Annotated in this window: 22 protein-coding genes, 1 pseudogene and 1 riboswitch; of the genes and pseudogenes, 17 read left to right on the top strand and 6 right to left on the bottom strand. The window is 63.2% G+C overall.

Annotation, left to right across the window (positions count from 1 at the left end; translation table 11 throughout):
* A pseudogene (locus RAZWK3B_RS16415) lies at positions 1 to 599 on the bottom strand (TIGR03862 family flavoprotein); the annotation flags it as partial.
* A gap of 115 nt (positions 600 to 714) precedes the next feature.
* Here RAZWK3B_RS16415 and RAZWK3B_RS16420 point away from each other — a divergent pair.
* The 3 genes from RAZWK3B_RS16420 to RAZWK3B_RS16430 all read left to right on the top strand — a co-directional run bounded on the left by RAZWK3B_RS16420 (position 715) and on the right by RAZWK3B_RS16430 (position 3,771).
* Positions 715 to 1,008: an HNH endonuclease family protein gene (locus tag RAZWK3B_RS16420; protein ID WP_007817116.1), complete on the top strand. Its 294-nt coding sequence runs from the start codon at positions 715 to 717 to the stop codon at positions 1,006 to 1,008.
* Positions 1,009 to 1,090: 82 nt separating this feature from the next.
* A complete protein-coding gene (locus RAZWK3B_RS16425) occupies positions 1,091 to 2,473 on the top strand; it encodes a multicopper oxidase family protein (RefSeq protein WP_007817118.1) in 1,383 nt (460 codons plus the stop codon).
* Between the two features lie 152 nt (positions 2,474 to 2,625).
* Positions 2,626 to 3,771, top strand: a complete 1,146-nt coding sequence (locus RAZWK3B_RS16430; RefSeq protein ID WP_007817120.1) for an AI-2E family transporter — start codon at positions 2,626 to 2,628, stop codon at positions 3,769 to 3,771.
* A 57-nt stretch (positions 3,772 to 3,828) separates the two neighbouring features.
* Here the strand turns inward: RAZWK3B_RS16430 and RAZWK3B_RS16435 are convergent, their stop codons facing one another.
* From RAZWK3B_RS16435 to RAZWK3B_RS16445, 3 genes are read right to left on the bottom strand one after another with little or no spacing between them, the layout of a single operon-like run.
* Positions 3,829 to 4,041, bottom strand: coding sequence for a hypothetical protein (locus tag RAZWK3B_RS16435; protein ID WP_037296128.1), 213 nt, complete (start codon positions 4,039 to 4,041; stop codon positions 3,829 to 3,831).
* A gap of 46 nt (positions 4,042 to 4,087) precedes the next feature.
* Complete coding sequence (locus RAZWK3B_RS16440; protein WP_007817123.1) at positions 4,088 to 4,702, bottom strand: enoyl-CoA hydratase/isomerase family protein; 615 nt, start codon at positions 4,700 to 4,702, stop codon at positions 4,088 to 4,090.
* Positions 4,699 to 5,448: an SDR family oxidoreductase gene (locus RAZWK3B_RS16445; protein ID WP_007817125.1), complete on the bottom strand. Its 750-nt coding sequence runs from the start codon at positions 5,446 to 5,448 to the stop codon at positions 4,699 to 4,701. The genes RAZWK3B_RS16440 and RAZWK3B_RS16445 overlap by 4 nt, the downstream gene beginning before the upstream one ends.
* A gap of 131 nt (positions 5,449 to 5,579) precedes the next feature.
* Between RAZWK3B_RS16445 and RAZWK3B_RS16450 the strand changes: the two genes are divergently transcribed.
* Positions 5,580 to 7,103, top strand: a complete 1,524-nt coding sequence (locus tag RAZWK3B_RS16450) for a DUF2125 domain-containing protein (RefSeq protein ID WP_037296147.1) — start codon at positions 5,580 to 5,582, stop codon at positions 7,101 to 7,103.
* A gap of 219 nt (positions 7,104 to 7,322) precedes the next feature.
* On the opposite strand, the gene RAZWK3B_RS16455 is transcribed toward RAZWK3B_RS16450, so the two are convergent.
* Positions 7,323 to 7,757: a 6,7-dimethyl-8-ribityllumazine synthase gene (locus tag RAZWK3B_RS16455; protein ID WP_037296148.1), complete on the bottom strand. Its 435-nt coding sequence runs from the start codon at positions 7,755 to 7,757 to the stop codon at positions 7,323 to 7,325.
* 74 nt (positions 7,758 to 7,831) lie between these two features.
* A riboswitch (FMN riboswitch) is annotated at positions 7,832 to 7,978 on the bottom strand.
* Between the two features lie 211 nt (positions 7,979 to 8,189).
* On the opposite strand from RAZWK3B_RS16455, the gene RAZWK3B_RS16460 reads away from it, so the two are divergent.
* The 3 genes from RAZWK3B_RS16460 to RAZWK3B_RS16470 all read left to right on the top strand — a co-directional run bounded on the left by RAZWK3B_RS16460 (position 8,190) and on the right by RAZWK3B_RS16470 (position 11,302).
* Positions 8,190 to 9,536 (top strand): TldD/PmbA family protein, encoded by a 1,347-nt coding sequence (locus RAZWK3B_RS16460; RefSeq protein WP_007817131.1) that lies wholly within the window; start codon positions 8,190 to 8,192, stop codon positions 9,534 to 9,536.
* Positions 9,523 to 10,302 carry a 3'(2'),5'-bisphosphate nucleotidase CysQ gene (locus RAZWK3B_RS16465; protein WP_007817132.1) on the top strand — a complete coding sequence of 260 codons (780 nt, stop codon included), beginning with the start codon at positions 9,523 to 9,525 and terminating at the stop codon, positions 10,300 to 10,302. Before RAZWK3B_RS16460 ends, RAZWK3B_RS16465 begins: the two co-directional genes overlap by 14 nt.
* 97 nt (positions 10,303 to 10,399) lie before the next feature.
* The gene (locus RAZWK3B_RS16470) at positions 10,400 to 11,302 is read left to right on the top strand and encodes a DMT family transporter (RefSeq protein ID WP_037296150.1); all 903 of its coding nucleotides are present in this window, start codon (positions 10,400 to 10,402) and stop codon (positions 11,300 to 11,302) included.
* Here the strand turns inward: RAZWK3B_RS16470 and RAZWK3B_RS16475 are convergent.
* Entirely contained in the window at positions 11,235 to 12,053 is an 819-nt protein-coding gene (locus tag RAZWK3B_RS16475; protein ID WP_037296130.1) for a putative rhamnosyl transferase, read from the bottom strand. The genes RAZWK3B_RS16470 and RAZWK3B_RS16475 overlap by 68 nt on opposite strands.
* A 370-nt stretch (positions 12,054 to 12,423) precedes the next feature.
* On the opposite strand from RAZWK3B_RS16475, the gene rpsL reads away from it, so the two are divergent.
* The 10 genes from rpsL to rpsS all read left to right on the top strand — a co-directional run bounded on the left by rpsL (position 12,424) and on the right by rpsS (position 20,146).
* Positions 12,424 to 12,795 (top strand): 30S ribosomal protein S12, encoded by a 372-nt coding sequence (rpsL, locus tag RAZWK3B_RS16480; RefSeq protein WP_007817136.1) that lies wholly within the window; start codon positions 12,424 to 12,426, stop codon positions 12,793 to 12,795.
* Positions 12,796 to 12,807: 12 nt separating this feature from the next.
* Positions 12,808 to 13,278, top strand: coding sequence for a 30S ribosomal protein S7 (gene rpsG, locus RAZWK3B_RS16485; RefSeq protein ID WP_007817137.1), 471 nt, complete (start codon positions 12,808 to 12,810; stop codon positions 13,276 to 13,278).
* Positions 13,279 to 13,297: 19 nt separating this feature from the next.
* Positions 13,298 to 15,439 carry an elongation factor G gene (gene fusA / locus RAZWK3B_RS16490; protein ID WP_007817138.1) on the top strand — a complete coding sequence of 714 codons (2,142 nt, stop codon included), beginning with the start codon at positions 13,298 to 13,300 and terminating at the stop codon, positions 15,437 to 15,439.
* 83 nt (positions 15,440 to 15,522) lie between these two features.
* Complete coding sequence (gene tuf, locus RAZWK3B_RS16495; RefSeq protein WP_007817140.1) at positions 15,523 to 16,698, top strand: elongation factor Tu; 1,176 nt, start codon at positions 15,523 to 15,525, stop codon at positions 16,696 to 16,698.
* A gap of 103 nt (positions 16,699 to 16,801) precedes the next feature.
* Positions 16,802 to 17,110 (top strand): 30S ribosomal protein S10, encoded by a 309-nt coding sequence (rpsJ, locus tag RAZWK3B_RS16500; protein WP_007817142.1) that lies wholly within the window; start codon positions 16,802 to 16,804, stop codon positions 17,108 to 17,110.
* A 13-nt stretch (positions 17,111 to 17,123) separates the two neighbouring features.
* Positions 17,124 to 17,954, top strand: coding sequence for a 50S ribosomal protein L3 (rplC, locus tag RAZWK3B_RS16505; RefSeq protein WP_007817144.1), 831 nt, complete (start codon positions 17,124 to 17,126; stop codon positions 17,952 to 17,954).
* Positions 17,951 to 18,568 (top strand): 50S ribosomal protein L4, encoded by a 618-nt coding sequence (rplD, locus tag RAZWK3B_RS16510; protein ID WP_007817146.1) that lies wholly within the window; start codon positions 17,951 to 17,953, stop codon positions 18,566 to 18,568. Before rplC ends, rplD begins: the two co-directional genes overlap by 4 nt.
* Positions 18,565 to 18,861, top strand: coding sequence for a 50S ribosomal protein L23 (locus RAZWK3B_RS16515; protein ID WP_007817148.1), 297 nt, complete (start codon positions 18,565 to 18,567; stop codon positions 18,859 to 18,861). The genes rplD and RAZWK3B_RS16515 overlap by 4 nt, the downstream gene beginning before the upstream one ends.
* Before the next feature lie 160 nt (positions 18,862 to 19,021).
* On the top strand, positions 19,022 to 19,864 hold the full coding sequence (gene rplB / locus RAZWK3B_RS16520; protein ID WP_007817149.1) for a 50S ribosomal protein L2: 843 nt from the start codon (positions 19,022 to 19,024) through the stop codon (positions 19,862 to 19,864).
* A gap of 3 nt (positions 19,865 to 19,867) precedes the next feature.
* Positions 19,868 to 20,146 (top strand): 30S ribosomal protein S19, encoded by a 279-nt coding sequence (rpsS, locus tag RAZWK3B_RS16525; protein ID WP_007817152.1) that lies wholly within the window; start codon positions 19,868 to 19,870, stop codon positions 20,144 to 20,146.

The raw sequence follows: 20,146 nt of genomic DNA on the forward strand, positions 1-20,146 counted from the left end.
GGCGGACCAGTCGACGCAGAGCCCCATATTGGCAGGCTCGAACGGGGCCAGAAGGGGCGCGGGCAGATGCCCGGCCCAGGCCCCGTCCGATCCGAGCCGCGCCCAGCTTGCGCCGCCGCAAGCGAGGATCGTGACTGAGGTGAGAGGCTTTGGCGTCCGTCGGGTGTGTCGAAGAGCACGGCCCCTGCCGCATCCCAGCCCTGCCAGCGCCAGCGCGTCACGATCCGCACCCCGAGGCGATCAAGCCGTGAGAGCCAGGCGCGCAAGAGCGGCGAGGCTTTCATCGCGACGGGAAAGACCCGGCCCGTGGAGCCGGTGAAGAGCGGCTGTCCGAGATCTTCGGCCCAGTGGCGGATCTGATCGGGGCCGAACGCGTCCAGCATCGGACGCAGGGCGGGGGATGCCGCGCCGAAGGCGGCGCGCACCTTGTCCATGGGGGCGTCATTGGTGAGGTTGAGGCCGGATTTTCCGGCCATCAGGAATTTGCGCGCAACCGAGGGTTTGGCTTCGGCCACGGTGACGGAATGCCCCGCGAGGGCGAGTTCTTGAGCCGCCATGAGACCTGCCGGCCCGGCACCGATGACAAGTGCGCCGGTCATGGGGCGGGCGGGGTCCGTTTCCGGGGATTGTCGGGCTGCATGTCCCACCTCTTGCAAATGTCCGTCGCCGGTCCATCCTCTTGCCTGCAACATCGGCGAGGATCAAGGAAAAGCGATGGATCATCCGGTTTGTCCGCTCTGTGAAAGGCCCATACCGCCAGAGGCGAAGCAAAGCCTGCATCACCTGATCCCCAAGCTTAAGGGGGGAAAGGGCGGGCCGACCGTGCTGTTGCACCAGATCTGCCATAACGAGATTCACGCCACGCTGAGCGAGGCGGAACTGGCGCGCGACTATGACACGATCGAGGCGCTGCGGGTCCATCCCAGGCTGCAGCGGTTCATCGCCTGGGTCGCAAGGCGCCCCCCCGCGTTTCATTCGAAAACGCCGGGCGGGCGGCGCAAGCGGTGAAGAGGCTTTATCAGCCGGGCCTTGACCAATCGGTTTGGGCAGGCACCATATGCAGTCGGGGAGTTCAGGGAGAGAGCGACAGATGCCGAACCGACGGGAGGTGATTGCCGGGGCCGTAGCGCTGCCGGCGCTTGGACTTGGCGGACAGGTCGGAGCCGCCGCGCCACCGATCTTGAGGGCGGCGCCGGAGAGGGTGCGGCTTGCGCCGGAGGACTATCCCGAGACGGAGGTCTGGGCCTATAACGGGCAGGTGCCGGGACAAACGCTGCGCTATGAGCAGGGGCAGGTTCTGGAGGTCAGGCTGGAGAATGCGCTGCCCGAACAGGACAGCACGATCCATTGGCACGGGCTGCGCCTGCCCAACGAGATGGACGGGGTGCCGGGGCTGACGCAGGCGCCGGTGAGGCCGGGAGAAGCGTTCGATTATCGTTTTGCGCTGAGGGATGCGGGGACGTTCTGGTATCATCCGCATGCCCATTCGGTCGAGCAGATCTCGCGCGGGTTGGCGGGGGTTCTGGTGGTGGATGAGCCCGAAGCGGCAAGGCCCGATGTGGATGGGGACGAGGTGCTGGTGCTGGATGACTGGCGCATGGCGAGCGATGCGGTGATCCGCGAGGATTTCGGAGCCTGGCACGACATGTCGCATGCCGGACGGTTGGGCAATTACGTGACGGTGAATGCGCGGCCCGAGTATCGCCGCAAGGTGGCGAGAGGAGAGCGGCTGAGGCTGCGGCTGGTCAATACGGCGACGGCGCGGATCTTCACGCTGAGGTTCCGGGGGATGCGGGTCTGGCTTGCGGCGCTGGACGGGATGCCGCTGGAGACGCCGGGTGAGGTCGAGGAGGTGGTGATCGCCCCGGCGCAGAGGACCGATCTTCTGGTCGATCTGCTGGCCGAGCCGGGGGAGGAGGCGCTGATCGCGTCGGTCGAGAGGGACGGGACCTATGCGCTGGCTGGGTTCACGGTGACCGGGCCGGGGGGCGTGGCGCGCGATGCGCCGGCAGCACTTGTGCCCAACGACATGCCGCTGCTGGAGCCCGAGGGGGCGCGGGCGGTGCCGCTCGTCATGGAGGGCGGCGCGATGCGAGGCTTGCCCGAGGGTGCGATATGGCGCGGCAACAAGATGGAGATGCGCGCCCTGGCGGAGGCGGGGCAGTTCTGGGCGTTCAACGGGATGGCGGGGATGGGCGAGGCGCCGTTGGTGGATGCGTTCCTCGGCGAGACGATCCGCATCCCGATGACCAACCGGACGGCGTTCAGCCATGCGATGCATCTGCACGGGATGCATTTCCGGGAGGTCATGAACGATGGCAGTCTGGGGCCATGGCGCGATACTCTGCTGGTGGCGCCGGCGGAGGTGCGGGAGATCGCCTTTGTGGCCGAGACCCCGGGCGACTGGATGTTTCATTGTCACATGCCCAGTCACCAGATGTCGGGCATGATGAACTGGATCAGGGTGAGCTGAGGCGGCTGGCAGGCACGGGCCGGTTCGCAAGCTGCTTGAGTTTTGAGCAATGCGGCGGCTGGTGGGGTTTGCCGGGCGGGTGCGGGTTGTAACCGGGCGTCCCACCGCCCATAGTTGGCGCGATATCCGGGATCGGACACGTGATCTGAAACATGGCAGACGGAAGCAACGGCAAACGCGCGTCCCGCAGCGTATTGGGGGACACAGAGAACCACGCGCGGGTCAGGACCACGGCGCTGGTCATCATCGCGTTTGCGGTGGTGCTGTTCATGCTTGTGCAGGCGCGGTTCCTGCTGATCTCGCTGGCGGTGGCGATCATTCTGTTCGCACTGACATCGGATGTGATCCGGTTTATCGCGCGCCAAAGGATCGGACGGTTCGGTGTGCCAAACTGGCTGGCATCTATCGCGGCGCTGGTGCTGATCTCGACGGCGTTGCTGGTGCTGTCCTCGATCCTGCTGGCGCAGCTGAACACGGTGCTGGTCACGACCGTCTCCTATGCCGAGCGGGCGCCCTCGGCGGTGGCGTCGCTGTTTGGGTGGATGGGCGAGGATGTCGAGACGGCAGTGTTCAATTCGCTGCGCTCGGTCGAGATTTCAGGCTATGTGCGCACCGTGGCGGGACAGGCGGGCAACCTGATGCAGGGCACGGTTCTGGTGATCCTGTTCGTGGGGTTCCTCTTTGCGGAGCGTATCTGGTTCGACACCAAGATGACCAATTTTTTCGAGGATGAGGGGCAGGCTGCGCGGGCCACCAAGATCATCACCTCGATCATTCATCGGGTGAACTATTACCTGCTGGTCAAGACCGTGGTCAGCCTCATCACGGGTGCGATGATTTACGTTGTGGCACAGGTCTTCGGGATCGAGCTGGCGCTGGCGCTGGGCATCCTGACCTTCATCCTGAATTACATCCCCAATATAGGCTCGATCGTGGCCACCGGCATGGTGGCGCTGGTCGGCTATGTCGAGACCGGAGATGCACAGACCACCGGCGCGCTGTTCCTGATCACCGGCGCGATCCAGTTCATCAACGGGAACGTGATCGATCCGTGGATGATGGGCCGGGCGCTGCGGCTGTCTTCGTTCGGGATCATCATGAGCCTTGCCTTCTGGGGGGCGGTGTGGGGCATTCCGGGCATGTTCCTGTCGGTGCCGATCATGGTGATGCTGCTGGTGGTCTGTTCGCATGTGCCCGAACTGCGCAAGGTGGCGGTGCTGCTGTCGCGCGAGGGCCTGCCCGAGGACGAGCAGGAGCTGGACCGGCTGGCCGAGGAAATCGAGAACCGCAAGGGGTGAGGGGAGGGCAAGGCCTTTCGAAAGGCCTTGGAAGGCGGTTTCGAAACCGCCTGACGCTCAGGGCCGGCACATGCGCTTGATTGTGGCCACGTGCCGATGCTCTGCCGACAGCACATCGGCGGCGATATCGCGGGCGGTGGGCAAAAGCGCGTCGGGTGCGACGATGCGGTCGAAAAGGCCCGGGGTCAGCGCGGTCTCGTGGTCGAGGTTCTGGCTGCCCCTCGGGATCGTTCGGCGGCTTTGCGGGTAGAGTGGTCCGCAAGGTGACAACGCGCATGCCAAGGCCTTGGAAGGCGGTTTCGAAACCGCCTGACGCTCAGGGCCGGCACATGCGCTTGATGGTGGCCACGTGCCGATGCTCTGCCGACAGCACATCGGCCGCGATATCGAGCGCGGTTGGCAAAAGCGTGTCGGGTGCGACGATGCGGTCGAAAAGGCCCCAGTCCAAGGCGGTCTCGTGGTCGATCTTCTGACCGCCCATGAGGATCATCTTGGTGCGTGCAGGGCCGATCAGGGCGATCATGCGCCCGGGATCGGAGGGCTGTGGCAGAAAGCCGAGTTTCATCACCGGATAGAAGGCCAGCGTGCCGGGCACGGCGATCCGCAGATCGCAAGCCAGTGCCATCCCCATGGCACCACCCGCGACCGTGCCGTTGAGGGCGGCGATGGACAGTCCGGGAAATCCGGCGATCGCCCCGCTGAGCCGTTCCCATACCGCCGATGTGGCGAGCCCGGCACGCGCGGCGTCAAGATCGGCGCCCGCCGAAAAGACCGGGCCTGCGCCTGTCAGGATCAGCACGCGGGCCTCCTTGTGGGCGGCCTCGGCGATGCGGGCCAGTTCGGTCAGCATCTCTTCGGTCAGGGAATTGGCTTTTTCGGGCCGGTCGATCGTGGCGGTCCAGACGTCGCCATCCTGCTCAAGCCGGATCATGCGAGGCCCACCTGACGGCGCATTTCGGGATCGCGCAGGGAAATCTCTTGCCCCAGATGGGCATCGGCCTGCGCGCTGCACATCCAGACAAGGGCGCGGGCGGGCCAGTTGGGTGGGATATGGTCGGACCAGTCCAGCTGGCTGACCGGATTGACGCCGCTGGCCTTGATCTCGTGCTGCATCTGCGTGGCGACGGTACCTGGCGAGAGGCTCATGACCCGCAGGCCGCGATCCGCCCCTTCGAGATGGGCGCAGTGTGTCAGCATCAGGGCTCCGGCCTTGGAGGCGCAATAGTGGCTCCAGCCTTCCAGAGGGTTGTACGCAGCCCCCGATCCGACGGTCAGGATGGTACCGCTGCCCTGGCTCATCATGATGGGCATCGCGGCGCGCATCCCGTGGAACACGCCCTTGAGGTTGATGTCGATGGCGGTGCCCCAGCCCTCGGGGTCGGCCGAGGACATATGCGAGATCGGGTCGATCACACCGGCATTGCCCACCAAGATATCGAGCCGTCCGAAAGCCGCAATGGTGGCCGCGACGGCGGCTTCGACCTCTGCGTAGCGGGTGACGTCGCAGGGGATGGCGATGGCGGCGCTGCCGATCTCTTTGGCGAGTGCGGTGATGGCGTCGCTGCTGCGCGCGGCAAGGGCGACATTCGCGCCTGCGCTGGCGAAGGTATGGGCCGCCGCCTCTCCGATGCCGCGGCTTGCGCCGGTGATCAGAACCGTTTTGCCTGTCAGGTCCATGCCGTCTCTCCCTTGGTCCGGATGGTCTCTCTGGTACCCTGCGGTTTTGGCGGGGTCCAGCCAGAACTCCCCTTGACCCAAGCGGCACAAGCGCGGAAGCTGAAGGCAAATTTGGTATGAAAGGGTTCGTGATGACGGTCCGTAGAACTTTGGCCACCTCGACTGTGGCGCTTTGCATTTCGATAACGGGGGCGCCGCTTTGGGCGGATGTTTCGCCACAGCAGGTCTGGGATGATTGGCAGGCCTATTTCGAAGGTCTGGGCTATCAGCTGGAGGCGAGCGAATCGCAATCCGGTGGTAATCTGGTGATTTCGGACATGACGATGTCTGTCGATGTGCCCGAAGAGGGGGCCAGTGCCTCTATGAGCATTTCCGAGCTGGTTCTGGCCGATAATGGCGATGGAACGGTGACGGTGTCGTTCCCGGCCAACATGCCACTGCGGCTGATGGGCCGTGACGATGAGGGGCAAGAGGTTCAGACGGTGCTGGATGTCAGCAACGAAGGGCTTGTGATGACCGTCGCGGGGGATCCGGACGATCTGACCTACAGCTATGCGGCGGCCCGGCTGACCATGGCGCTGGATGAGATCGTGGCCGATGGCACCCCGGTCGAGTTCGGCGATGCCAGCATGACCATCGCCAATCTCGCAGGCACGACCACGATGACCATGGCCGCGCTGCGCGACACGACACAGGATTTCTCGGCGGGGCCGGTGAGCTATGATCTCGACATCATCGATCCCGAGACCGGCGGGCGGATGGTGGCCAAGGGCGGCTATGAGAGCATCGCCTTCAAGGGCGACACCAAGATCCCGCTCGAGGTGAGCGGATCGGACATGGCGGGCATGCTGAGGGACGGGTTTGCGCTGGATGGCGGGTTCACCTTCGCGGCGGGATCGTCGGAGTTTTCCTTTGAAGAAGACGACCAGACGCTGGAGGGGAGCACCGCGTCGCGCGGCGGTCAGCTTGATGTGCGGATGAGCGGTGACCAGCTGCATTACGGCGGCAAGGCCGAGGGGATGGAGCTCAACATGCAGACCAGCGATCTGCCCTTCCCGGTTGCGTTCGCGACCGAGACCTTCGGACTGGACCTGATGTTCCCGGTGCTGGAAAGCGAGGAGGCGCAGGATTTCGCCGCACGGTTCACGCTGTCGGATTTCACCATGTCCGAGATGATCTGGGCGATGTTCGATCCGGGCGCGCAATTGCCGCGCGATCCGGCGACTGTGGCGTTCGACCTTGCGGGCAAGGCGCGGCTGTTCTTCGATCTGCTGGATCCCGAACAGGCCGAGGCGATGGACGACAGTGATGCGGTGCCGGCAGAGCTTGAGACGCTGGCGCTGAATTCCCTGACCGTGAGGCTTGCCGGGGCGGAACTGACCGGCGAGGGGGCGTTCACCTTCGACAATACGGACCTCGAGACATTCGATGGGATGCCTGCGCCGACCGGCACGCTGGACCTGCGGCTGGTGGGGGGCAATGCGCTGCTGGACAAGCTGGTCGCGATGGGGTTGGTCCCGCAGGATCAGGCCAGCGGGATGCGGATGATGATGGGTCTGTTCGCGCGGCCCGGCAGTGGCGAGGACGAGCTGGTGTCGACCATCGAGGTCAATGAGGAGGGCCATGTTCTGGCCAATGGCCAGCGTATCCAGTAACGCGCTGAGGTTCGGCTGACATGAGGCGACGATCACGCGCCCCCGCAGGGATTGCGGGGGCGGTTTTTTTGGGGGAGCTGGTGTTGGGGTTAGGGACTGCCCTTTGGTGAGGGGTACGGTGGACCCAGTTTGCCGCGCATGGCAGCTTTGAGCCCACAGCGGACTTCCAACGCCCAGCTAGGTTGAGTTGGGTGGCATTGTGATGCCGCCCATTAGTGGTCATGCTAGGATGCTGGTACGCTCTCGAGTAATCATCAACGCGGCTTCGGCTGCCTCACGACCTTTCTGGACAAAGTGTTTGCTATATATTCCGCGGTGATGCTCAGTTTCTTGGAAATGATGGGGCGTCAAGGAAATTGAAAGTACCGGAACCCCGGACTCAAGCCCCGCTTGCATAAGTCCGGTTACGACCGCCTGAGCCACGAAGTCATGACGATAGATGCCGCCATCGACTACAAGGGCTGCGGCAGCGACGGCACCATAACGTCCTGTCTTTGCCAATTCACGAGCCAGAAGGGGGAGCTCGAAGGCACCCGGCACATCGAACACATCTATCTGGTCGCTCGGTATTATTTCTTGAAAACCTACCAAGGCCTGGCTGACAATTTCGGAATGCCAGTTAGCTTTGATGAAGGCGTATCGGGTGGGTGTCATGATTATCTCCTTTGGCTGCGACACTTCACCCAAGGCGATCACATACAAACCGAACCGCGTGGCGCGGGCCGATTGCACGTTCTCTTCCATCCGGACTTTAACCGTCGGCTCAGGAATTTCACCTGATCTGCTTGACCCCCTCATAAGAGAGGCGCTCGCGGGCTTGCACAATACAGATGCTTACCGCCGGTGGGGAGTTCCACCCCGCCCTGAGAACGCTCGTATATTCCTCGAAAGTTTCGGCCTTTGCAATCCGTTGATGACCGGCCGCTCCGTCCCGCACAACGACTGCCAGCCGTTGTCCGAGAAAGACCGCCCCCAAGCCGCCGCAAACGGCCCCGCCAAACCAGCCCTCCCACTCATTTTGACAGACAGTGCACTTGCAGGGGGGCGGGGCAGGGGCTACCTGTTGCGCGCATTCAGGAGACAGACATGACCCAGGCCCTCGACAAGCTGACAGACGCCGTTCTTGCCGCCGCGCGAAAGGCGGGAGCCGAGGCCGCCGATGCGATTGCGGTGGAGGGACGCTCGGTGACCATCGACATGCGGGGCGGCACTCTTGAGCAGGCAGAGCGCGCCGAGGGCATCGATATCGGTCTGCGGGTGCTGATGGGGCAGCGTCAGGCCTGTGTGTCGGTGTCGGATGCGCGGCCCGAAACGCTGGCGGCGCTGGCAGAACGGGCGGTGGCAATGGCGCGCGAGGCACCCGAAGACCCCTATATCGGTCTGGCCGATCCCGGCCAGCTGGCCACGCCAAGGGATGCCGAGGGGCTTGAGCTGTGCGATCCCACGCCCGAGCCCACGCCCGAGGCGCTGCAGGACGATGCGCGCGCTGCCGAGGCTGCGGCATTGGCGGTCAAGGGGGTCAGCCAGGTGCAATCGGCAAGTGCCGGCTATAGCTGGCGGGCGGTGCATATGGCGGCGACCAACGGCTTTGCCGGGGGATATGAGCGGACGGATCGCGGCTTGTCCTGTGTGGCGATCGCGGGCGAAGGCACCGGCATGGAGCGCGAGTATGACGGCGACAGCCGGATCTTTCAGGCCGATCTGCGCAGCGCCGACGAGATCGGCCGGACTGCCGGGGAACGGGCGGTTGCCGCGCTCAACCCGCGCAGGCCGCGCACGGGGGCCTATCCCGTGCTCTTCGACGAGCGGATTTCATCGTCGTTGATCGGGCATCTGCTGATGGCGGCCAATGGTGCGGCGATTGCGCGGGGATCCTCGTGGCTGCTGAACCGGCTGGGGGATCAGGTCTTGCCGGAGGGGATGTCGCTGATCGAGGATCCGCATCGGGTGCGGGCGATGAATTCGCGCCCCTTCGATGCCGAGGGCCTGCCGACGCAGCGGCGCGCGCTGGTGGACAAGGGCGTTCTCACGGGCTGGTCGCTGGATCTGGCCAATGCGCGCAAGCTGGGGATGGCGCCCACGGGCAATGCCAAGCGCGGCGCCTCGTCGCCGCCAAGTCCCGGCACGTGGAACATGGAACTCACCCAAGGGGACCGGAGCCGGGAGGCGTTGATTGCCGAGATGGGTACGGGGCTTTTGGTGACGTCGATGATCGGCTCGACCATCAACCCCAACACGGGCGATTATTCGCGCGGCGCGTCGGGCTTCTGGGTGGAGAACGGCGAAATCACCGGCCCGGTCAACGAATGCACCATCGCGGGCAGTTTGCCCGAGATGCTGCGGCGGATGATTGCGGCCAATGATGCGCGTCCGTGGCTGAGCCGGGTGGTGCCGTCGCTTCTGATCGAGGGGCTGACGATTGCCGGCGAGTGATCTTGGGCTTCTGATCGACGCGGCCCGCGCGGCGGGCGATGTGGCGATGGGCTTTGCCGGACCGCAGGCGAAACGCTGGGACAAGCCCGGCGGCTTGGGGCCTGTGACCGAGGCCGATATGGCAGTGAACGCGCTGCTGGAGGAGCGGCTGCGCGCGGCGCGTCCCGGCTATGGCTGGTTGTCCGAGGAAACCGAGGACGATTCTGCACGGCTGAGTGCCGAGCGGGTATTCATCGTCGATCCCATAGATGGCACGCGCAGTTTCATCGAAGGCTCGGGCACCTGGGCGCATGCGATCGCGGTGGCCGAGCGGGGGCGGGTGACGGCGGCGGTCGTGTATCTGCCTGCGCGCGGCAAGATGTATGTTGCCGCCGAAGGGCAGGGGGCGTCGCTGAACGACATGCCGATCCGCGTCACCGCCCGCAACGATCTGACCGGGGCTACGTTGCTGGCGGCCAAGCCGAATTACGCGCCCGAGCACTGGCCAGGCGGCGTGCCGGATGTGAAGCGCGCCTATCGTCCGTCGCTGGCGTACCGGCTGAGCCTTGTGGCCGAGGGGCGCTATGACGCGATGCTGACGCTGAGGCCCAGTTGGGAGTGGGATATCGCCGCCGGGGAGTTGATCCTGCGCGAGGCGGGGGCGCGCACCTCGGATCGCGAGGCGCTGCCGTTGCGCTTCAACAACCGGGTGCCGCAGGTCAATGGCGTGGTCGCGGCCAATCCACGCCTGCACGAGGCGATCGCCGAGGCGCTGGCGCCGGTCTGACCGGTGCAAACACGCCGCGAGGCGCCGCATCTGCCCCTTGTCGGTCGCGGCGTTCCGGGTCTACATCTTGGCGAAGACCTTTGTGAAAGCCGCGAGAATGCCACGATCCGACAATTTGACCGGGGCGGTCCTGATGATGGCCTCGATGGCGGCGTTCACCATCAATGACACCTTCATGAAGGCGTTGGCAGGGGAGGTTCCCCTGTTCCAGCTGTTGTTTCTGCGCGGTGTGCTGACCACCCTTGCGGTGGGTGGCATCGCCTGGTGGATGGGCGCCTTTCGCGCAAGGCTGTCGCGCCGGGACACGGGCAGCATCGTGCTGCGCATCGTGGGCGAGATCGGGGCGGCTTATTTCTTCCTGACCGCGCTGTTCAATATGCCGATTGCGAACGTGACTGCGATCCTGCAGGCGATTCCGCTGACCATCACGCTGGCCGCGGCGCTGTTTTTCGGCGACCCGGTCGGGTGGCGGCGGCTGTCGGCGATCCTTGTCGGTTTCGTGGGCGTGATGCTGATCGTGCGGCCTGGCGCCGACGATTTCACGATCTATTCCTTTTATGCGCTGGCTGCGGTGGGTTTCGTCACCTTGCGCGATCTTGCCACAAGGAGGCTGGCGCGCGAGACGCCGTCGATGCTTGTGACGTTCATCACTTCGGGGTCGATCATGGTCTTTTTCGGATTGGCCAGCCTGACCGGAGACTGGGTGCCGATGGACCTGCGCGCCGGTGTCCTGACCATGGGCGCGTCGGTGATGATTATCGGCGGCTATCTGTGTTCGATCATGGTGATGCGCGTGGGCGAGATCAGCTTCATCGCGCCGTTTCGCTATACCGGGCTGATCTGGGCGTTGGTGCTGGGATGGCTGGTCTTCGATGAATGGCCCGAACCGATCGCGCTTGTGGGTGCTGCGGTCGTGGTGGGATCGGGGTTGTTCATGCTTTATCGCGAAGCGCAGCTTGGCCGGAAAAGACGGTTTTCACCTGTGCCTCGTCCACGTTGAAACGGGCCTTGAGATCGGCGCTTTCGGCCTCGGTCAGGGGTTTCATGCGGGTGTCGGTGGCGCCGGAATCGTTGTCGTCATGCAAGGCGCGAATGAACATCGGCGTCGAGGGCTCGATCAGGGTGGGCATCACCTCGTGCAGCTTGTGATGGGCGTAGTTCATCACCGTCTTGGGATCGCCCGGACGGAACAGCACGGCCAGACCACACGCCCAGAAAGGCGCCTGCACGGGGCGCGCGCTGATGCCGTCGGAAGAGAGGCGCGCGCTGTATCCGCTGCGATATTCGATGGCCATGTTGCGCCAGCCCTCGCGCATCCGGGCGCTGCGCCGGGCGGTCCGGCGCAGGGCGCGAATGAAGTGGATGCCGACCGCATCGTCATCGTCCAGCCGGAACTGGATCGATTCGGTCTCGACGCCTGCCAGCTCTTCTTGCAGGACAAGCTGCATGGCCAGTCGGTGCTTCATCGGTGGACGGGCCACGATACGGATTTGCGGAACGGGTGCCGTCAGGTCGTGCAGTCGGTCGCGATAGGGTTTCGGCAGGCTCTCGCCGATCAAAACAAGAAACGTGAAATCCGGGTCGCGCTGTGCGGCGATCGAGGGAAGCGTGAGGGTTTCGAAATGCCTGAAGCGCAGTTCCATGCGGTCGGGCGCATAAAGATAGGCCTCGCGGTCCTCGATTGTGTCATGCATACGCTTGAACCCGCCAAGGGCAGGATAGGAAAACCGGCAGATACCCAGAACGCGCATTGGACCAGACCACGCTTGACGCCATTTGTGTCATGCTGACAAATGCGGAGGACGGGAACAAGGCCAAAGCCGATCGGCTGGCCAGGTGCGTCTTGCAAAGCTTGGGACAGGGGCTGTTGACAACCCCGGCGACTCCCCATATACGCGCCCCATCCAGGCCTAGGGGGTCGCCCCGCCGCCGACATCATAACTGAAGTGGTCACGATCCGGGCGCCTACGCCCCGATCCTCTGGAAACCCACCGCGTCGTACCTGAACGAACAGGATGCGATTGCGGTTTTTGCGTTTTGCGGACGCGTAGAGCGCAGCGAAAATGAACCCGCACGATTTTCGTGCAGACACATGTGTTGAGAGACGGGGAAAGAGACCCAATGCCAACGATCCAGCAGCTGATCCGCAAGCCGCGGCAGCCCAAAGTCAGAAGCCAGAAGTCCATGCATCTTCAGGGATGCCCGCAGAAGCGTGGCGTCTGCACACGCGTCTATACCACGACGCCGAAGAAGCCGAACTCGGCCATGCGTAAGGTTGCCAAGGTGCGCCTGACGAATGGCTTCGAGGTCATCAGCTACATTCCCGGCGAAAGCCACAATCTTCAGGAGCACTCGGTGGTCCTGATCCGTGGCGGCCGTGTGAAAGACCTTCCCGGTGTGCGCTATCACATCCTGCGCGGCGTTCTGGACACGCAAGGCGTCAAGGACCGCAAGCAGCGCCGGTCGAAATATGGCGCGAAGCGTCCGAAGTAAGAGGAATTACAGATGTCCCGTCGTCACGCCGCAGAAAAACGCGAAGTCCTGCCCGACGCCAAGTATGGTGATCGGGTTCTGACGAAATTCATGAACAACCTGATGATCGACGGCAAGAAATCCGTCGCCGAAAAGATCGTCTACAACGCGCTCGGTCGGGTCGAGGACAAGGCCAAGCGCGCGCCGGTGGAAGTGTTCCACGAGGCGCTGGACAACATCAAGCCGTCGGTCGAGGTTCGGTCGCGCCGCGTTGGTGGTGCCACCTATCAGGTGCCTGTCGAGGTGCGTCCCGAACGCCGTGAGGCGCTGGCGATCCGCTGGCTGATCAACGCATCGCGCGCTCGCAACGAGAACACGATGGAAGAGCGCCTTGCCGGCGAACTGCTGGACGCGGTGAACAGCCGCGGCACGGCCGTCAAGAAGCGCGAAGACACTCACAAGATGGCCGAGGCGAACAAAGCCTTCAGCCATTACCGCTGGTAAACCCGTAGAGGCTCACGACATGGCACGCGAATTTTCGCTCGACCGCTACCGCAATTTCGGCATCATGGCGCATATCGATGCGGGTAAGACAACCTGCACCGAGCGCATCCTGTTCTACACCGGCAAGTCGCACAAGCTTGGTGAGGTGCACGATGGTGCGGCCACCATGGACTGGATGGAGCAGGAGCAGGAACGCGGGATCACCATCACCTCGGCGGCGACGACCACCTTCTGGTTCCGCACCGAGGACGGCGAAAACCCCACTGGCATCTATGGCGACACGCCGCAGGAAGCCAAATTCCGCTTCAACATCATCGACACGCCCGGCCACGTGGACTTCACCATCGAAGTCGAGCGTTCGCTGGCTGTTCTGGATGGTGCCGTTGCCGTTCTGGATGCCAATGCCGGCGTCGAGCCTCAGACCGAAACCGTGTGGCGTCAGGCTGATCGCTACAAGGTGCCGCGGATCGTGTTCGTCAACAAGATGGACAAGATCGGCGCGGACTTCTTCAACTGCGTCGACATGATCGCCAGCCGCACCGGCGCCATCCCGGCGCCGATCCAACTGCCCATCGGGGCTGAAGACAAGTTGGAAGGCATCATCGATCTGGTGACCATGAAGGAATGGGTGTGGAAGGGCGAAGACCTTGGCGCAAGCTGGGTTGTGCAGGACATCCGCGACGACATGAAAGAGCTGGCCGAAGAATGGCGCGGTAAGCTGATCGAGAACGCCGTCGAAATGGACGATGCCGCGATGGAAGCCTATCTCGAAGGCGAAGAGCCCGACGAGGCGACCCTGCGGTCGCTGATCCGCAAGGGTACGCTGTCGATGAGCTTCGTTCCGGTTCTGGCCGGGTCGGCCTTCAAGAACAAGGGCGTGCAGCCCCTGCTGAACGCGGTGATCGACTATCTGCCGGGTCCGCTTGACGTGCCGCCCTACATGGGCTTCTCGCCGGATGACGAAACCGAGACGCGCAACATCGAGCGTCGCCCCGGTGACGATCAGCCGTTTGCCGGTCTGGCGTTCAAGATCATGAATGACCCGTTCGTGGGCACGCTGACCTTCACACGCATCTACTCGGGCCTGCTCGAGAAGGGTGCGGGCGTTCTGAACGCCACGAAGGGCCGCAAAGAGCGTATCGGTCGTATGATGATGATGCACTCGAACTCGCGCGAAGAGATCGATTGGGCGGGGTCGGGCGATATCATCGCTCTGGCCGGTCTGAAGGAAACGACCACGGGTGACACGCTGTGTGATCCGCAGAAACCGGTCGTTCTGGAAACCATGACCTTCCCCGATCCCGTCATCGAGATCGCGATCGAGCCGAAGACCAAGAACGACCAGGAGAAAATGAGCCAGGGTCTCCAGCGGCTTGCCGCCGAGGATCCGTCCTTCCGCGTCGAAACCGATCTGGAATCGGGTCAGACGATCATGAAGGGGATGGGCGAACTTCACCTCGACATCCTGGTTGACCGTCTCAAGCGGGAATTCAAGGTCGAAGCCAATATCGGCGCACCGCAGGTTGCTTACCGCGAGACCATCGGTCACGAGATCGAGCATACCTACACCCACAAGAAACAGTCGGGTGGTTCGGGTCAGTTCGCCGAGGTGAAGATGGTTATCTCGCCGACAGAGCCGGGCGAAGGCTACAGCTTCGAGTCGCGCATTGTCGGTGGGTCGGTTCCCAAGGAATACGTCCCCGGCGTCGAGAAGGGTATCGACAGCGTCATGGATAGCGGGCCTCTGGCCGGCTTCCCGGTGATCGACTTCAAGGTCGCCCTTATCGACGGTAAGTTCCACGATGTGGACTCCTCGGTCATGGCCTTTGAAATCGCGGCCCGGATGTGCATGCGCGAAGGTCTCAAGAAGGCCGGCGCGAAGCTGCTCGAGCCGATCATGAAGGTCGAGGTGGTGACGCCCGAGGAATACACCGGCAGCATCATCGGCGATCTGACGTCTCGTCGCGGTCAGGTCTCGGGTCAGCAGACCCGCGGCAACGCGATCGTGATCGACGCCAATGTGCCGCTGGCCAACATGTTCGGCTATATCAACACGCTGCGCTCGATGTCGTCGGGCCGGGCCCAGTTCACGATGCTGTTCTCGCATTACGAACCGGTCCCGCAGAACATCAGCGAAGAGATCCAGTCGAAATACGCATAAGAAGCGGTGCGGGGACGCCCCCGCACCCTACCCACCCGTAGGGTGCGTGCCAGCACGCACCGCCACAACACCAGGAGGCCATCATGGCAAAGGAAAAGTTTGACCGCACGAAACCGCATGTGAACATCGGCACGATTGGTCACGTTGACCACGGCAAGACGACACTGACGGCGGCGATCACGAAGTATTTCGGCGATTTTCGGGCATATGACCAGATTGACGGCGCGCCCGAGGAGAAGGCCCGCGGGATCACGATCTCGACCGCGCATGTGGAATACGAGACCGACACGCGCCACTATGCGCATGTCGACTGCCCCGGCCACGCGGACTATGTGAAGAACATGATCACCGGCGCGGCGCAGATGGACGGCGCGATCCTGGTGGTGAACGCGGCCGACGGCCCGATGCCGCAGACGCGCGAGCACATCCTGCTGGGTCGTCAGGTCGGCATTCCGTACATGGTCGTCTACATGAACAAGGTCGACCAGGTCGATGACGAGGAACTGCTGGAACTGGTGGAAATGGAAATCCGCGAGCTTCTGACCTCGTATGACTATCCGGGCGACGACATCCCCGTGATCAAGGGCTCGGCGCTGGCGGCGATGGAAGGCCGCGATCCCGAGATCGGCGAGAACTCGATCCGCGCGCTGCTGGCGGCTGTGGACGAGTATATCCCGACGCCGGAGCGCGCCGTGGACAAGCCGTTCCTGATGCCGATCGAAGACGTGTTCTCGATCTCGGGCCGTGGTACGGTTGTGACCGGCCGTGTCGAGCGTGGCGTTGTGAATGTGGGCGACGAGCTTGAGATCGTCGGCATCAAGGCGACGCAGAAGACGACCTGCACGGGCGTCGAGATGTTCCGCAAGCTGCTGGATCGCGGTGAGGCTGGCGACAACATCGGCGCGCTGCTGCGCGGTATCGACCGTGAGGCGGTCGAGCGTGGTCAGGTTCTGTGCAAGCCGGGTTCGGTGAAGCCGCACACGAAGTTCGAGGCCGAGGCGTATATCCTGACCAAGGAAGAGGGTGGCCGTCACACGCCGTTCTTCGCCAACTACCGTCCGCAGTTCTACTTCCGCACGACGGACGTGACCGGCACGGTCGAGCTTCCTGCGGGCACCGAAATGGTGATGCCGGGCGACAACCTGAAGTTCACCGTCGAGCTGATCGCACCGATCGCCATGGAAGACGGCCTGCGCTTCGCGATCCGCGAAGGTGGCCGTACCGTCGGCGCCGGCGTCGTGTCCAAAATCCTCGAGTGATCCTGAAGGCCCCGGGCTTCGGTCCGGGGCAAGGGTTCGAAGAGGGGGGCCGGATGATCCGGCCTTCCTCCTATCAACTCCAACGCCGTGAAAGGCCAGACTGATGCAAAGTCAAAATATTCGCATTCGGCTCAAGGCATTCGATTACCGTGTTCTGGACGCCAGCACGCAGGAAATCGTGAATACTGCCAAGCGTACGGGTGCAGAGGTGCGCGGGCCGATCCCGCTGCCGAACAAGATCGAAAAGTTCACCGTTCTTCGCGGACCGCATGTGAACAAGAAGTCCCGCGATCAGTTCGAGATCCGGACGCACAAGCGTCTGCTCGACATCGTGGATCCGACACCGCAGACCGTGGACGCGCTGATGAAGCTCGACCTGGCCGCCGGCGTCGACGTTCAGATTTCGGTTTAAGGAGGGCAAGGTGATGTTGCGCTCTGGTGTCATCGCAAAGAAAGTCGGCATGACCCGGCTTTTCATGGAAGACGGCCGGCAGGTTCCGGTGACCGTTCTTCAACTCGACAAGCTTCAGGTCGTTGCTCAACGCACGCCCGAGAAGGATGGCTACACGGCTGTCCAACTGGGTGCCGGCTCGATCAAGGCCAAGCGGGTGTCGCAGCCTATGCGCGGCCATTTCGCGTCCGCCAAGGTTGAACCCAAGCGGAAAATCGCGGAATTCCGCGTTGCTCCTGAGAACATGATCAATGTCGGTGAAGAAATCACCGCGGATCATTATTTCGCGGGTCAGTATGTGGATGTCTGCGGCACTTCGATCGGTAAGGGCTTCGCGGGGGCCATGAAGCGGCACAACTTCAAGGGTCTGGAAATGACCCATGGTGTGTCGATCAGCCACCGTTCGCACGGCTCGACCGGCCAGTGTCAGGACCCCGGCAAGGTGTTCAAGGGCAAGAAGATGGCCGGCCATATGGGTGCCGTCCGTGTCACGACCCAGAACCTTCAGGTCGTCAAGACCGACGCAGACCGTGGCCTGATCATGGTCAAGGGCGCTGTTCCGGGCTCGAAAGGTGGTTGGGTGACGATCAAGGATGCGGTCAAGAAGCCGTTCCCTGAAAACGCGATCCTGCCCGCCGCGCTGAAATCGGCCGCTGACGAGGCCGCGAAGGCCGCCGAGGAAGCCGCCGCACAGGCCGCCGCCGAGGAAGCCGCCGCAGCTGAAGCGGCAGCCGCCGAACAGGCAGCTGAAGAAGCCGCCGCTGAAGCCGAGGCCGAGGCCGATAAGAAGGAAGGCGAAGAATGAAACTCGACGTGATCAAACTGGACGGTGGCAAGGCCGGCTCGGTCGATCTGGGCGAAGACATCTTCGGCCTGGATCCGCGCGCCGATATCCTGCACCGCGTGGTCCGCTGGCAGCGCAACAAGGCGCAGCAGGGGACACACAAGGTCAAGACCCGGTCGGAAACCAGCTATTCCACCAAGAAGATCTATCGCCAGAAGGGCACCGGCGGCGCACGTCACGGTGACCGGAACGCCCCGATCTTCCGCAAGGGCGGCATCTACAAAGGGCCGACACCGCGCAGCCACGCGCATGATCTGCCCAAGAAGGTCCGCATGCTGGGTCTCAAGCACGCCCTGAGCGCCAAGGCGAAAGCCGGCGAGCTGGTCGTTCTGGATGCAGCGACATCGGATGGCAAGACCGGCGCTCTGGCCAAGCAGATCAAGGATCTGGGCTGGAAGCGTGTGCTGATCATCGACGGCGCCGAAGTGAACGCGGATTTCGCGCGCGCAGCGGCCAATATCGAAGGTGTCGATGTGCTGCCGTCGATGGGTGCAAATGTCTATGATATCCTCAAGCGTGACACCCTGGTGATCACGAAGGCGGGTGTCGAAGCACTGGAGGCTCGTCTGAAATGAGCGCGAAACCCGAACATTACGATGTGATCCGCAAGCCGGTGATCACCGAGAAGGCCACGATGGCGTCCGAAAACGGCGCGGTTGTCTTCGAGGTGCACATGGACGCCAACAAGCCGCAGATCAAGGAAGCCGTCGAGGCGCTCTTTGGTGTGAAGGTCAAGGCGGTCAACACCACGATCACCAAGGGCAAGCAGAAACGTTTCCGTGGCCGTCTGGGCCGCCGGAACGATGTCAAGAAAGCTTATGTGACCCTCGCCGAGGGAAACACTATCGACGTGACCACAGGTCTCTGATAGGAAGCCGCGACTCGCGTGGCCCCGGGCAGTTCCCGGGGCCACGGTTTTTGAACCGGGGACCTTCGGGGCCCTATGATACCGGCCACCTTCGGGGGGCTTAACCATAGGCGGATTTGCCTCAACGGGCGCCGCCGTTAGCAAACGGAAGACAGAAAGCATGGCACTCAAGTCGTATAAGCCGACGACGCCGGGCCAGCGCGGGCTGGTGCTGATCGACCGTTCGGAGCTGTGGAAAGGACGTCCTGTCAAGTCCCTCACCGAGGGTCTGACCAAGTCGGGCGGCCGTAACAACACCGGACGGATTACCTCGCGTCGTCGCGGGGGTGGGGCGAAACGCCTCTATCGCGTCGTTGATTTCAAGCGCAACAAATTCGATATGACGGCCACCGTCGAGCGGATCGAGTATGACCCGAACCGGACGGCTTTTATCGCGCTGGTCAAGTATGAAGATGGCGAGCAGTCTTACGTTCTTGCGCCGCAGCGTCTTGCTGTGGGGGACAAGATCGTGGCGGGCGCCAAGGTCGACATCAAGCCGGGTAACTGCATGCCGTTCTCGGGCATGCCGATCGGCACGATCGTTCACAACATCGAGCTGAAGCCGGGCAAGGGTGGTCAGATCGCACGCGCCGCGGGCACCTATGCCCAGTTCGTCGGTCGTGATGGCGGCTACGCTCAGATTCGTCTGAGCTCGGGCGAGCTGCGTATGGTCCGTCAGGAGTGCAAGGCCACTGTCGGTGCCGTGTCGAACCCCGACAACTCCAACCAGAACTTCGGCAAGGCCGGGCGTATGCGCCACTACGGCAAGCGGCCGTCTGTTCGCGGTGTCGTGATGAACCCGATCGATCACCCGCATGGTGGTGGTGAGGGCCGGACCTCGGGTGGTCGTCACCCGGTCACGCCTTGGGGCAAGCCCACCAAGGGCGCGCGCACCCGCAACACCAACAAGGCGTCGCAGAAGCTTATCCTGCGCTCGCGTCACGCCAAGAAGAAGGGCCGCTAAGACATGGCACGTTCTGTATGGAAGGGCCCGTTCGTCGATGCTTACGTCCTGAAAAAGGCCGAGGCAACGCGCGAAAGCGGGCGTAATGAAGTCATCAAGATCTGGTCGCGCCGGTCGACGATCCTGCCCCAGTTCGTGGGTCTGACATTCGGCGTCTATAACGGGCACAAGCATGTCCCCGTCAACGTAACCGAAGACATGATCGGTCAGAAATTCGGTGAATATTCGCCGACCCGTACCTATTACGGGCACGCGGCCGACAAAAAAGCGAAGCGGAAGTAA

The organism is Roseobacter sp. AzwK-3b (assembly GCF_000170875.1).
Lineage (GTDB): Bacteria > Pseudomonadota > Alphaproteobacteria > Rhodobacterales > Rhodobacteraceae > Roseovarius > Roseovarius litoreus.

Coding starts and splice junctions, on each gene's coding strand:
- RAZWK3B_RS16420 (WP_007817116.1), top strand. CDS start 715: ATGGATCATCCGGTTTGTCCGCTCTGTGAAAGGCCCATACCGCCAGAG.
- RAZWK3B_RS16425 (WP_007817118.1), top strand. CDS start 1,091: ATGCCGAACCGACGGGAGGTGATTGCCGGGGCCGTAGCGCTGCCGGCG.
- RAZWK3B_RS16430 (WP_007817120.1), top strand. CDS start 2,626: ATGGCAGACGGAAGCAACGGCAAACGCGCGTCCCGCAGCGTATTGGGG.
- RAZWK3B_RS16440 (WP_007817123.1), bottom strand. CDS start 4,702: ATGATCCGGCTTGAGCAGGATGGCGACGTCTGGACCGCCACGATCGAC.
- RAZWK3B_RS16445 (WP_007817125.1), bottom strand. CDS start 5,448: ATGGACCTGACAGGCAAAACGGTTCTGATCACCGGCGCAAGCCGCGGC.
- RAZWK3B_RS16450 (WP_037296147.1), top strand. CDS start 5,580: ATGACGGTCCGTAGAACTTTGGCCACCTCGACTGTGGCGCTTTGCATT.
- RAZWK3B_RS16455 (WP_037296148.1), bottom strand. CDS start 7,757: ATGACACCCACCCGATACGCCTTCATCAAAGCTAACTGGCATTCCGAA.
- RAZWK3B_RS16460 (WP_007817131.1), top strand. CDS start 8,190: ATGACCCAGGCCCTCGACAAGCTGACAGACGCCGTTCTTGCCGCCGCG.
- RAZWK3B_RS16470 (WP_037296150.1), top strand. CDS start 10,400: ATGCCACGATCCGACAATTTGACCGGGGCGGTCCTGATGATGGCCTCG.
- RAZWK3B_RS16475 (WP_037296130.1), bottom strand. CDS start 12,053: ATGCGCGTTCTGGGTATCTGCCGGTTTTCCTATCCTGCCCTTGGCGGG.
- rpsL (WP_007817136.1), top strand. CDS start 12,424: ATGCCAACGATCCAGCAGCTGATCCGCAAGCCGCGGCAGCCCAAAGTC.
- rpsG (WP_007817137.1), top strand. CDS start 12,808: ATGTCCCGTCGTCACGCCGCAGAAAAACGCGAAGTCCTGCCCGACGCC.
- fusA (WP_007817138.1), top strand. CDS start 13,298: ATGGCACGCGAATTTTCGCTCGACCGCTACCGCAATTTCGGCATCATG.
- tuf (WP_007817140.1), top strand. CDS start 15,523: ATGGCAAAGGAAAAGTTTGACCGCACGAAACCGCATGTGAACATCGGC.
- rpsJ (WP_007817142.1), top strand. CDS start 16,802: ATGCAAAGTCAAAATATTCGCATTCGGCTCAAGGCATTCGATTACCGT.
- rplC (WP_007817144.1), top strand. CDS start 17,124: ATGTTGCGCTCTGGTGTCATCGCAAAGAAAGTCGGCATGACCCGGCTT.
- rplD (WP_007817146.1), top strand. CDS start 17,951: ATGAAACTCGACGTGATCAAACTGGACGGTGGCAAGGCCGGCTCGGTC.
- RAZWK3B_RS16515 (WP_007817148.1), top strand. CDS start 18,565: ATGAGCGCGAAACCCGAACATTACGATGTGATCCGCAAGCCGGTGATC.
- rplB (WP_007817149.1), top strand. CDS start 19,022: ATGGCACTCAAGTCGTATAAGCCGACGACGCCGGGCCAGCGCGGGCTG.
- rpsS (WP_007817152.1), top strand. CDS start 19,868: ATGGCACGTTCTGTATGGAAGGGCCCGTTCGTCGATGCTTACGTCCTG.